A 12605-nucleotide genomic window follows, 5' to 3' on the forward strand; every position below is an offset into this window, starting at 1 on the left:
CTCGGGTCTGGAATGAGGAGGCGACGCCGTGGGCAACCACAGCGCCGCCTTCTTGCTGTTTGGCCGCCTACTTTTTCGGATCCGTCACCGCGCCATAGACCAGCGGGTAGGAAATTCCCCGAACCTCAGGGGTGTCGCGGCCCGGGATCGAGCCATTCAGATTCTGGATCATGCCGACGAACACCAGGTCGTTGGTGGGGTCGATCCAGAACCAGGTCCCGAAGGCGCCGCCCCAATAGTAGCTGTCCTTGCCTTGCGGGGTTTCAGCCTTCGCGGGGTCGAGGATCACCGCGAAATCCATGCCGAAGCCCACGCCTTGCATGCTCGGCCCGTAGAGGTCGACCAGCACGCCGTCCTTTAGGACGTTCTGGCGCATCAGCTTGACGGTTTCCGGCTTCAGGACGCGGGCCCCGTCGAGTTCGCCGCCGTTGAGCAGCATCTGGGAGAACCGCCAGTAATCCTCTGTCGTGGAGAGCAGACCGCCCGAGCCCGAAAGCAGCGCCGGCTTGACCGACGGATCGACGGGGTTCGGCGGGACGATGAGCTTCTTGGCGGCGTCATACGAGTGGATGGCGCTGATCCGCGGCACGCTGGCGGCGGGCGCCGCAAAGCCTGTGTCGGGCATCTTCAACGGGCCGAAGATCCGCTCCTGGAAGAAGACGTCCAGCGGCTGACCCGACAGCTTCTCCACGATGTAGCCCTGGATGTTCACGCTGGGACCGTAGCGCCAGTCGGCGCCGGGCTGGGTGGCCAGCGGCAGCTTGGCCAACTTGTCGATCATCGCCTGCAGCGGCTGGTTGCGATCGGTGACGTCGGGCGCATAGCCGCCTGAGACGTCGAAGCCGGCGGTGTGGCTCATCAGTTCGCGCATCGTCATCGGGTGGGCCTGCGCGACCAGGGTTCCGTCCGGTCCCTTGACCTTGAGGTCGGCGAACTCCGGGATGTGCTTGGCGACGGGATCGTCCAGCTTCCACTTGCCCTCTTCGTAGAGGATCATCATGGCCACGCCGGTGACAGGCTTTGTCATCGACGCGATGCGGAAGATGGTGTCCCGCTTCAGCGGCGTCTTGGTGTCCACGTTCTGGACACCATAGGCGTCGAAATGGACGACCTTGCCGTGGCGAGCGACCAGCGTGGTCACGCCGGCCAGTCGGCCCTCGTCCACCAGGCCGTGGAAGGTCTTGTTCAGGGCGGCAAGCCCGTCCTTCGAAATACCAACCTCGGCCGGGTCGCTGAGCTTCACCTCCGCCCAGGCAGGTGCGGCGACGAAGGCGGCCGAGGCGAGCAGCCCTGCGAGCAGAGCCTTGCGTGTAACGGACATTGCGTTCCCCCTATGGATTCTCGTTGGTTGAATTCTAGGGGGCGGTACGGTGTTCTGGCTAGGCTTGTCGACGCTGAGGCGGCGATCCGGCTAAAGCCCCAATGCCTCGCGCATCACCTCATAGACGCCAGGCTGGTCCATCAGGCCGCGGATTTTCGAAGCCCCGGGACCGCGGGCGTAGGCGGTGACGTCTTCGCCGGTGTGCGCAGCGCTCATCAACGGAATGGCGGCGTAGGTCAGGCGGTCCGGGTCGTCGATGTCGGCCTTGGTCGGGACGGAGCGAGCCTCACCGGCCGCGGGCGCGCCAGGACCAGTCGCGTACATCAGGATAGGCACGGTCTTGCCGTCCAGCGCCACAGGGGGATCATCGTCGCTGCCGGGGAGCACGCCCAGGATAGAGGTGTCGCGAGCCCCACCGTTGATCGTCAGGCCGTGACTGTGGTCGGCGGTGACGATGATCAGGGTGTCGTTCGGATCGGTCATCGCCGCCGCCGCCGCGATCGCCTTGGAGAACTCGACCGTCTCGTTCAGCGCATCGCCGGCCAGGCTGATGTGGTGCGCCTTGTCGATCAGCGCGCCTTCCACCATCAGGAAGTAGCCCTTCTTTTGGCGGGACAGGCGCTCGATGGCCTGGGTCGTCATCTGAGTCAGGGTCGGAGCGTCGGTCTCCGTCGCCTGGCGTGCGCTCTCGCGCATCATGTTGTTAGGGGCGAACAGGCCGAGCAGGGGCGCGCCCGACTTTGGAGCGGCGGCGAGCTCGGTTTCCGTCTGCACGTAGAGCCCGCCCGCCTTGCGCCACTCGGCGGTCAGATCGCGTCCGTCCATGCGCTTGCCGTCTTCGGCGACGAAATTCGCCTGGCCGCCGCCCATCATGACGTCGAACTGCGCCGGCTTGGGGACGTCCAGCATCTGGCGGGCGATGTCGACGCAGCCCGCGCTGATCGCCTCGGGCGGCATGTCCGCGTCGGACTGCCAACGCCGGGTCGGCGTGTGTGCGTAGAGTGAAGCCGGCGTCGCATCAGTGATCGCAGCGGTGGTGACGACGCCGACCGCCAGGCCAGCCTTCTTGGCCTTCTCGGCCAGGGTCGGAGCGGTCTGCCCTTTGGTGGAGCTGCAGTCGGCGAGCTTGATCTGATCGGTGACGCCCAGCGCCCCGTTCAGCGTCCGCTGGCCGGTCAGCAGCGCCGAGGCGCCGGCGGCTGAATCGGTGACGAGGCTGTCGGCCGAGTAGGTTCGCACAAGGGCAAGGTCCGGAAACGCTTCGAACGAGAGGCGGTTGGACGCGCCGTCGACACCCCGCTTCTGGCCCTCGTAGATGCGCGCCGCGGTGAGTGTCGAGACGCCCATGCCGTCGCCGATGAACAGGATCACGTTCTTGGCGCGCTCAGCCGCCGAAGCTGGTCCCGCCGTCAAGGCCAGGGCGCAGAGCCCCGCCGCCAACTTGCCGCCGATGTTCGCCAACTTACACGCCCTCCATACAGGTGGGCGTCTCTTGGTCGCGATTGGCTACAGCAGCGTGACACGCAGATGACGGCTTGATTGCAGTCGGATTCAGCCGACCTGAAGTTTCAGCCTCAGGGCTTGGGCCAGGGTCTGGGCGCGCTTGGTTGTTTGCTCGCCGAGCAGCATGTCACCCCATCCGGACTGAGCCGAAAGGACCAGCCGGTCGCCTTCGATGGCCAGGGTCGAGTGTGGAAGCAGGCTGGCGTTGCGCCCGGAGAGGTCACAGCCGAGCCGGATCGCCGAGCCCAAGGCCCGCGCGCGCTGGCGGCGTTCCGTCGACAGGACCTTGGCGACTGTCTGCGGGTCGGGTGTGTTCGGGGCAGAGGAGTGGCGGGCGAAGGCGGCGCTCGCCAGGAACGCCCGCTCCGGATGGTTCATCCCGGCGATGGGTGCACGCAACACCTGTTCGAAGGCCAGCTCGCCGCGATGGTCGGGGTGCAACCGCGCGCCGAGGTCGGCGAGACGGCAGGCGGCGGCGTTCAGCGTCGGCTCGCGGGCGCCGAATACGGGGGGCAATCGGCTGAATGCCGGCTGGAGCCAGTCCTGCAGCGCCGAGCCCAGGTCCGAGGACAGGCCGCGGACCGTCGTAAGGGCCTCGCAGCCCTCGACCAGCGGATCGCGCGCGGCTTCATCCGCGGGCATCGCTTCCAGCAGCAGGCCCTCGCGCAGGCCGTAGGCCGAGATGACGATGCGTTCGATGCCCAGGCGCTCGATCAGGGCGTCGAGCACGAGGGCGGAATAGGGCAGGGTGTCGAAACGCTTCTTAGAGAGTCCCTGCATCCGCTCCAGGCTGCCCTTCGACTGCCGGGCGACGAAGCGCGCGACATCGACCGCGTCGGAGCGGTTCATCTCGTACTGGTGTGCGACGCGCAGCGGGTAATCCGCCATCTCCATGTGCAGCAACGCCAGGTTCCGCCAGGCGCCGCCGACGGCGTGGAACTCACGCGAGCGGAACGCCAGTCCTGCGCCGTCGATGCGCTGGTCGATGATCTTGCGGACTTTCTCGACGTCCAGCGGGCGGGGGGCGCCCAGCGCGAAGGGGCCGAGGGGCAGGGTGATGCCCTCACGCGGCGCCGCGGGGTCCAGGTGAACAAGCTCGAGGCTGGAGCCGCCAAGGTCGCCGACGACGCCGGCCGCGTCAGGCTGGCCGGCGACCACGCCCAGTGCGGCGTAGCGGGCTTCTTCGGCCCCAGAGAGGACCCTCAGTCGAAGACCGGTTTCCATTTCAACGCGAGCGAGGAAGGCTGCGCCGTCAGATGCTTCGCGAACGGCGGCGGTGGCGACGGCGAAGATATCCGCCCGGTTCCAACCGCTAAGAGCGGCTCGGAAGCGCCGGAGCGCGACCAGGGCGGTCTCGACGCCCTCCGGCGACAGGCGGCCGGTCGCAGGCAGATCGCGGCCTAGCCCGGCCAGCGCCTTTTCGTTGAAGACCGTCCAGATTGCGCGGCCTTCGAGCCGATAAATGACCAGGCGCACGGAATTGGAGCCGACGTCGATGACGGCGGTCTGGCGAGAGCTTGGATCCTGAAACGCACCGGCCCCAGGGTCGCCTTGGAAAGCCCGGCTATCCGCGCGGGGCCACATGATCGATCGCGCGCGGCATGTCCTTCACCTTCTGCCCCCGGCCGGACAGGCTGGGGTTGGTCATGAAGTACTCGTGCGCGGAGAAGGCGCCCGGGTGGTCCCATGATGGGTCCCGGGTATAGCGGCCGTCCGCGTCGAGCGTCCAGCTTTGCGCTTCATCCTTCAGATTGGCCACCATGATCTGCTGCAGAACTTGCTGGTGGACTGTCGGGTTCTCGACAGGTGTCAGGCATTCCACGCGCCGATCGAGGTTCCGCGGCATCCAGTCGGCCGACGAGATGAACACGCGGTTCTCGGCCGCGGGCATGGGCGCGCCGTTGGCGAAGGCGACGACTCGGGCGTGTTCGAGGAACCGCCCGACGATCGACTTCACGCGGATGTTCTCGGACAGTCCGGGCACGCCGGGGCGCAGGCAGCAGATGCCGCGGATCACCAGGTCGATCTCCACGCCGGCCTGACTGGCTTCGTAGAGAGCATCGATGATCACCGGATCGACCAGCGAGTTCAGCTTGGCCCAGATCCCGGCAGGCTTTCCAGCGCGGGCGTTCTGCACCTCGCGCATGATGAATGTCAGCAGATCGGCCTTCATGGTCAGCGGCGAGGGGGACAGCTTCTCGAGATGTTCCGGGCGCGCGTAGCCCGTGATGAAGTTGAACACCTTGGCGGAGTCGCGGCCCAGCGCCGGGTCGCAGGTGAACAGCGACAGGTCGGTGTAAATCCGCGCCGTGATTGGGTGATAGTTGCCGGTGCCGAAGTGGCAGTAGGTCCGCAGTTGGTCGCCTTCCTTGCGCACGACCATCGAGAGCTTGGCGTGGGTCTTGTACTCCACGAAGCCGAAGACGACGTGCACGCCGGCGCGTTCCAGATCGCGCGCCCACTTCAGGTTCGCCTCTTCGTCGAAGCGCGCCTTGATCTCGACCAGGGCCGTGACGTTCTTGCCGTTCTCAGCTGCCTCGATCAGCGCCGCCACGATGGGGCTGTCGGACGAGGTCCTATAGAGCGTCTGCTTGATCGCCAGGACGTTGGGGTCGCGGGCCGCCTGTCTGATGAATTGGATCACCACATCGAAGCTCTCGAATGGGTGGTGGACCAGGATGTCCTTGTCGCGAATGGCCGCGAAGCAGTCGCCGCCATAGTCGCGGATGCGCTCGGGGAAGCGTGCTTCGAACGGCTTGAACTTCAGGTCGGGTCGGTTCGACGGGATGAGCTGCGACAGCTCGTCAAGACCGAGCAAGCCGTCGATGAGGATGATGTCCTCGTCCTTGGCGTGCAGGTTCTCGACGATGAAGGTGCGCAGATCCTGCGGCATGGCCGCTTCGATCTCGACGCGCACCACCGAGCCCAGCCGGCGCTGTTTGAGGCGAACCTCGAACTCACGGACCAGGTCTTCGGCCTCTTCCTCTATTTCGACGTCGCTGTCGCGGATCAGGCGGATGACCCCCAGGGCCTCGACGTCGCTGTCAGGGAACAGGTGGTCCAGAAACAGCGCGGTCAGGCTCTCCAGGCTGATGGAGCGCCGCTCCGGCCGCTTGCGGCGGCTGGGGGCGGCCGGCAGTTCCCAGAACCTGGCGACCTGGGCGGGGATCGGCACCAGGGCATAGAGCATGCGTCCGTCGGACTTGCCCTTCAGCTTGAGCACGATCGAGAAGGCCAGGTTCGGAATGAAAGGGAAGGGATGCGCCGGGTCGATGGCCAGCGGAGTCAGAACCGGGAAGACCCTTGAGAGGAATATCTCTTCCAGCGCCTGCTTCTCGGTCGGCGTGACCTCGTCGGCCATCACGACCGTCATGCCTTCGCCGGCGAGTTCCTCACGCAGCCGACGCCACTGCGCCTGCTGGTCGGCCATCAGATTGGCGGCTTCGGCGTTGACGCGGATGAGCTGTTCGACCGGGGTCAGGCCGTCCTGCGACACGACACGCACGCCCTCGCGCGCCTGGGCCTTCAGGCCGGCCACGCGGACCATGTAGAATTCGTCGAGATTATTGGCTGAGATCGAAAGGAACCGCAGGCGCTCCAGCAGCGGATGGCGCGGGTTCTTGCTCTCGTCCAGGACGCGCTCGTTGAAGGCGAGCCAGGAAAGTTCGCGATTATAGAAACGGTCTGGCGAGCCGAAGAGGTCGGCGTCGAGGGCCAGAGGACTGGCGTCGGCGGGCCGCGGAGTAGGAGCCGCGTAGGTCATCGAGGGCGCTTCCGTAGGCATGGGCCGGTTCTGGACCAGCCGATCAGGTCCCGCAAGTCATCACTCGAAAAGGTCAAGATTCTCCATATCATCTTCAAGAATCTGTCGCGCAAGTGTGCGGGAAATAGGGCGTTGTTCATCATCGGCGGCCTCGTCTAGCCGCTTCACGATTTCGCGCGCGCACGGAATTGACCGTTCCATGCGACGAAGCAGATACGGGTAAACCTCCTTCGGCGGGCGAATGCTCCGCTCCCGGAAGAATTTTCTTAGGACGCCTTCCAGAACCTCGTCGTCCGGTTCCTCGATCTCGGCGACGAACAGGGCGTTGAGGCGCGAGCGCAGATCGGGCAGTCCCGTTCGCCAGGCCGTCGGAGCCTCACGCGCGGTCACCACCAGTCCGCACCCATCGCGCGCCGCCATGTTGATCAGGTGGAACAGCGCCTCGTCGTCGACCCCTTGATCGACGTCCTCAATCAGCACCGCACGATTGGCCGCCGCCGCCACGTCGGGGGCCAGGCGGTCCAGCACCAACGCGTCGGCCCGCTGCGCCCACTCGCTGGCCAGATGCGTCTTGCCGATGCCTGTGGGACCGATCAGCGCCATGGCTCCGCCTGGCCATGAAGGCCACGCGTCCAGGGTGGCGATGGCCTGGGCGTTCGAAGGCCCCCGGATGAACTCGTCCCGGGCGAAGGAAGCCGGGCGCCGGAGCCTCAGGCGTAGTTGCCGCGTCATGCGCCAGGTCCAGACAACTGAAACAGGAGCGCAATTTACCAAAATGGCCCGCCGCGGTCGACTTGGACGAGGGCGCTGCTTGGGGATGACTCGCCAATTTCGCTGGAGAAACCGGCCGCAGGCGAATGGGACGGTCGCCTCAGGTCTTCGCCGGAGGGCTGGGGGCGGGGCCCCTCCTGCATGTTGCCGACCTGATCAATGGAGCCTCGCCATGGCCGCCGAAGACGACATCTCCCGTGTGATCCTTCCGATTCCCGACAAGAAGTTCGTGGGACTGACCACCTACGACGCCAAGGACCCGGACACGAAGTACCCGCCGATCAAGGCGTTGCGGCCGCCCAAGGAGGCGCCGAACGTCATCATCTTTCTCATCGACGACGCGGGGTTCGGCTCTAGTTCGGTATTCGGCGGCCCGTGCCACACGCCGAACTTCGAGAAGCTCGCCAGCGGCGGCCTGAAGTACAACCGCTTCCACACAACGGCCCTGTGTTCACCCACGCGCCAAGCCTTGTTGACCGGCCGCAATCACCATTCGGTCGGGATGGGCGCGATCACCGAAATGGCCACTTCGGCGCCGGGCAACAGCGGCGTGCGGCCTAAGGACAAGGCGCCGCTGGCGGAAATCCTGAAGCTGAACGGCTTCTCGACCGCGCAGTTCGGCAAGTGCCACGAGGTCCCGATCTGGGAAGTCTCGCCCATGGGGCCGTTCACTCAGTGGCCGACCGGCTCGGGCTTCGAGCACTTCTACGGTTTCGTCGGCGGAGAGGCGAACCAGTACTACCCAGGGCTCTATGAGGGCACCAAGGCGGTCGAACCGCCCAAGACGCCAGAGGAAGGCTACACCCTCAACGAGGATCTCGCCGACCGCGCGATCACCTGGATTCGGCAGCAGAAGGTGCTGATGCCGGACAAGCCGTTCTTCGTCTACTACGCCCCGGGCGCGACCCACGCGCCGCACCACGTGCCAAAGGCCTGGTCGGACAAGTACAAGGGCAAGTTCGACGGCGGCTGGGACAAACTGCGCGAAGAGACAGTGGCGCGGCAGAAGACGCTGGGCGTGATCCCCCAGGACGCGCAACTCACCAAGCGTCATGACGAGATCCCCGCGTGGGAGGATATGGCTGAGGATCTCAAGCCCGTTCTGGCCAAGCAAATGGAGATCTACGCCGGTTTCATGGAGCAGACCGACCACGAGATCGGCCGTGTGCTCGATGCGGTGAGCGACCTCGGGATCATGGACGACACGCTGATCTACCTGATCATCGGCGACAACGGCGCGTCCGCCGAGGGCACGATCAATGGCTGCTTCAACGAGATGTGCACGCTCAATGGCCTGCCGGGCATTGAGACCACCGAGTTCCTGCTTAGCAAGATCGACGACTTTGGCACGCCCGCAGCCTACAACCACTATGCGGTCGGATGGGCGCACGCGCTCTGCGCGCCCTATCAGTGGACCAAACAGATCGCATCGCACTGGGGCGGCACTCGCAACGGGGCGATCGTCCATTGGCCGCGCACGATCAAGGCCAAGGGCGAGGTGCGCGACCAGTTCCATCACGTCATCGACGTCGCCAAGACTGTCCTGGAGGTCTGCGGCCTGCCTGAGCCGGCGATCGTGAACAGCATCGCGCAAGCTCCCTTCGAGGGCGTCAGCATGGCTCCGACCTTCACCGACCCGAAGGCGGCCGAGATCCATACGGTGCAATATTTCGAGATGATGGGAAACCGGGGCATCTACCTCAACGGCTGGACCGCTTGCACGCGACACCGCACGCCCTGGAAGGCCGATGTTCCGCCGCCCTTCGACGAGGACGTCTGGGAGCTCTACGGTCCCGACGACTGGACCCAGTCCGACAACCTCGCGGCCAAGGAACCCAAGAAACTCGCCGAGCTCCAGCGTTTGTGGCTGATCGAGGCGACCAAGTACAATGTCGTGCCGATGGACGATCGCGGTTTCGAACGGGTCAATCCCGACATCGCCGGCCGGCCACAGTTGATCGTCGGCGACAGCCAGTTGCTGTTCCCAGGCATGCGCGTTTCAGAGTCGTGCGTGCTGGCCCTGAAGAACAAGTCCTACTCAGTGACCGCCCAACTGACGATCCCGGACGCCGCCGCCAGCGGCGTGGTCATCACCCAGGGCGGCGAGGCCGGCGGTTGGACCCTCTATTTCAAGGATGGGAAGTTGAAGTACTGCTTCAACTTCTTCGGTATCGAGCACTACATCATCGCCGCCGGCTCTGTGATCTCACCGGGCGAGCATCAGGTTCGCATGGAGTTCAAGTACGACGGCGGTGGCCTGGCCAAGGGCGGCGACGTCACGCTGTTCTACGATGGCGAGCCGGTCGGCAAGGGGCGCGTCGAGAAGACCCAACCGATGGGCTATTCGTCCGACGAAGCCTGCGACGTCGGGGCCGACACCGGGTCGCCTGCCTCGCCGGAGTACGGCGTCACCGGCAACAAGTTCAACGGCGAGATCGCGTGGGTGCAGCTCGACCAGAATGGTGATGACCACGACCACCTCGTGACCGCCGAGGAACGGTTGAAGGTCGCTATGGCGCGGCAGTAAGCACGCCGGCCGGCGGACCTCAGGGGTCCGTCGGCCGCACCTTGTCGCGGGCCGACATCAGCGACCAGCCTTCGGGCCGCAGCAGTTCGATCGGCGAGAAGCGGACCTTGTAGTCCATCTTCTCTGAGCCGCGGACCCAGTAGCCCAGATAGACGTATGGGATCTGTGTCAGGCAGGCCTGGACGACGTGGTCCAGGATCACGAACGATCCCAGGCTGCGCTTGGCCAGGCTCGGGTCGTAGAACGAGTAGACGAGGCTCAGCCCGTCGTTCATCAGATCGACCAGGGCGCAGGCGATCAGGTCGCCCGGGCCGCCGTCCTTCGAGCGCAGCCGGTACTCGATGATGTGGGTGCGGACCGCCGTGTCCTCGACCATGGCGACATAGTCCGGCCAGGTCATCTCGGCCATGCCGCCGTCGGCGTGCCGCGTGGTCAGATAGCGGCGGAGAAGGTCGAACTGCTCCATCGTCGCTTCGGCCTCGACCAGATGGCGCTCGAGATCTTCGTTGCGGGCCAGCACGCGGCGCTCGGAACGCGAGAAGACATAGTCGCGGGCCGGGATGCGCGCCGATACGCATGCCGAGCAGCTTTCGCAGGCTGGGCGATAGGCGATGTTCTGTGAGCGGCGGAACCCGACCTGGGTCAGGCTGTCATTGACCGTGGCCCCATCGGACAGCGGCAGATGTGCAAAGACCTTCCGCTCGTGTCGGTCCGGCAGGTAGGGACACGGACTTGGCGCGGTCAGGAAGAACCTGAGCTGTCGCGTCGGGAAGTGTTGCGTCACGGACGGCTCTCAAAACAGGGCGCCTGAACCGATTAGGCGTCATGGGAAGCTCGGGCGCAAGGTCCCATGCGTCAGCGATGAAAACTCCTCACTGGAGACCATGATCCGGCGGCAGCACAGGCGCCTCGCGCAGCAGCACGATGGCGATGCGCCGGTTGCCGGCCAGGGTCGGATCGTCAGGGTACAGCGGTTCTGAGTTGGCCTTGCCTGAAACCTGATAGACGCGGTCGGGATCGACCCCGGACGACTGCAGGACGCGGCGGGACGCATCGGCTCGGTTGGCGGAGAGCTGCCAGTCACCATCGGCCTTGGCGCCGTTCGGCGACATGCTGGTGTGCCCGGAAACGCTTATCCGGTTGGGAAGTTGGTTGATCACCCGGGCGACGGCGCGCAGCAGCAGCTTGGCGCGGTCGTTGGGTTCGGTGCGGCCATTGGCGAACATCGAGCGGCCTTCCTGGTCGACCAACTGGATGCGCAGGCCCTCGGGCGTGACGTCGATCAGGATGTTCTTCGAAAGCTCGGCCAGCTCGGGCATGTCCTGCAACGCTTGGCGCAGCGACGCAGCAGCCGAGGCGAAAGCGGCCTGTTCGCGCTGGAGAACGGCTTCGCGCAGCGCCTCGGTCGAGGCTTCGCGCGCCATCTCCTTGGCGGCGTCGGTCTGGGTCCCGTCGTTCGGATTGCGCGACTCAGGCGCCATTTCCTCGACCATCGACTGCGAACCGGCCGCCATGGCGCCGTCGTCGCCCAGGGCCGTGCCGCCCAGGATTCCGCCAGAGCCGGAGGTGCTCTCTGAAACGCTGGCCGGGGCGAAGTAGTCGGCGATGCCGCGCTTCTGCTCAGGGCTTGTAGTGTTGATCAGCCACATCAGAAGGAAGAAGGCCATCATCGCGGTGACGAAGTCGGCATAGGCCACCTTCCAGGCGCCGCCGTGGTGGGCGTGCCCGTGGGCCTTCTTGACCTTCTTGATCAAGATAGGCGCTTCGCCCATCGCCATGGTGTTCTACCTCGGTCGCCTTGATTTCCCGGAAAGTTGCGCGGGAGCCGTTAAGATGGCGTTGAGCTTAAGAAGGAAGTTGGAATGAGAGTCGCGTTCGTGGGCCTGGGCGTCATGGGCTTTCCGATGGCCGGCCACCTGGCCAAGACCGGCCATGACGTCGCGGTGTTCAACCGCAGCCCCCAGAAGGCCCAGGACTGGGCGGCCCAGCATCGCGGCCGGGCGGCGCCGACGGTCGCCGAGGCCGCCGATGGCGCGGAGATCGTCTTCCTGTGCGTCGGCAATGACGATGATGTGCGCGGCGTCGTCGCCCAGGCGCTGCCGACGATGGCCGCAGGCGGGATCATCGTCGATCACACCACCACATCCGCCAAGGTGGCCCGCGAAATGGCGGCGCTGGCCGCGCAGGGCGGACGCTGGTTCGTGGACGCTCCGGTTTCGGGCGGGCAGGCCGGCGCCGAGAGCGGCCAGCTGACCGTCATGTGCGGAGGCGACGCCGAAGCCTTCGCCCGCGCCGAACCCGTCATCGCAGCCTTCGCGAAGGCGACGCGCCTCATGGGCGGCCCAGGTTCCGGCCAGTTGACCAAGATGGTCAATCAGATCTGCATCGCCGGCGTCGTCCAGGGCCTGGCCGAGGGCATGCACTTCGCCAAGCGGGCTGGGCTCGACCCGCTGGAAGTCGCCGCCGCGATCTCCAAGGGCGCGGCCCAATCCTGGCAGATGGACAACCGCTGGACGACCATGAGCGAGGGGCGCTTCGACTTCGGCTTTGCGGTCGACTGGATGCGCAAAGACCTGGGCCTGGTTCTGGATGAGGCGCAGGCCAATGGCGCGAAGCTCGACATGACCGCCCTGGTCGACGGCTACTACGCGGAGGTCCAGGAGATGGGCGGCAATCGCTGGGATACGTCCAGCCTCGTGGCTCGGCTGGAGAAGTAGACT

Annotated in this window: 8 protein-coding genes and 1 pseudogene; 2 read left to right on the forward strand and 7 right to left on the reverse strand. The window is 65.7% G+C overall.

The window, feature by feature from the left end:
- Nucleotides 1-67: 67 nt before the first annotated feature.
- From ASC79_RS01960 to ASC79_RS01980, 5 genes are all read right to left on the reverse strand, one after another.
- Nucleotides 68-1321, reverse strand: coding sequence for a serine hydrolase (locus ASC79_RS01960; RefSeq protein WP_056018907.1), 1254 nt, complete (start codon nt 1319-1321; stop codon nt 68-70).
- 90 nt (nt 1322-1411) lie between these two features.
- The gene (locus tag ASC79_RS01965; RefSeq protein WP_056018913.1) at nt 1412-2782 is read right to left on the reverse strand and encodes an alkaline phosphatase; all 1371 of its coding nucleotides are present in this window, start codon (nt 2780-2782) and stop codon (nt 1412-1414) included.
- A gap of 90 nt (nt 2783-2872) precedes the next feature.
- Nucleotides 2873-4408 (reverse strand): Ppx/GppA phosphatase family protein, encoded by a 1536-nt coding sequence (locus ASC79_RS01970; protein ID WP_056018916.1) that lies wholly within the window; start codon nt 4406-4408, stop codon nt 2873-2875.
- Nucleotides 4389-6587 (reverse strand): RNA degradosome polyphosphate kinase, encoded by a 2199-nt coding sequence (locus ASC79_RS01975; protein ID WP_056018919.1) that lies wholly within the window; start codon nt 6585-6587, stop codon nt 4389-4391. The genes ASC79_RS01970 and ASC79_RS01975 overlap by 20 nt, the downstream gene beginning before the upstream one ends.
- Nucleotides 6588-6647: 60 nt before the next feature.
- Complete coding sequence (locus ASC79_RS01980) at nt 6648-7190, reverse strand: DnaA ATPase domain-containing protein (RefSeq protein ID WP_235528714.1); 543 nt, start codon at nt 7188-7190, stop codon at nt 6648-6650.
- A 340-nt stretch (nt 7191-7530) separates the two neighbouring features.
- Here ASC79_RS01980 and ASC79_RS01985 point away from each other — a divergent pair, with 340 nt between their 5' ends.
- Nucleotides 7531-9885 carry an arylsulfatase gene (locus ASC79_RS01985; RefSeq protein ID WP_056018925.1) on the forward strand — a complete coding sequence of 785 codons (2355 nt, stop codon included), beginning with the start codon at nt 7531-7533 and terminating at the stop codon, nt 9883-9885.
- Here ASC79_RS01985 and ASC79_RS01990 read toward each other — a convergent pair.
- Nucleotides 9856-10669 (reverse strand): annotated as a pseudogene (locus tag ASC79_RS01990) (arginyltransferase); the annotation flags it as partial. The gene ASC79_RS01985 and the pseudogene ASC79_RS01990 sit on opposite strands and share 30 nt — an antisense overlap.
- An 88-nt stretch (nt 10670-10757) precedes the next feature.
- On the reverse strand, nt 10758-11663 hold the full coding sequence (locus ASC79_RS01995) for a flagellar motor protein MotB (RefSeq protein WP_056018931.1): 906 nt from the start codon (nt 11661-11663) through the stop codon (nt 10758-10760).
- A gap of 84 nt (nt 11664-11747) precedes the next feature.
- Here ASC79_RS01995 and ASC79_RS02000 point away from each other — a divergent pair, with 84 nt between their 5' ends.
- Nucleotides 11748-12602: an NAD(P)-dependent oxidoreductase gene (locus ASC79_RS02000; protein WP_056018934.1), complete on the forward strand. Its 855-nt coding sequence runs from the start codon at nt 11748-11750 to the stop codon at nt 12600-12602.
- Nucleotides 12603-12605 lie beyond the last annotated feature (3 nt).

Origin of the sequence: Phenylobacterium sp. Root1290 (assembly GCF_001425305.1) — a bacterium.
In the GTDB taxonomy this organism is placed as follows: domain Bacteria; phylum Pseudomonadota; class Alphaproteobacteria; order Caulobacterales; family Caulobacteraceae; genus Phenylobacterium.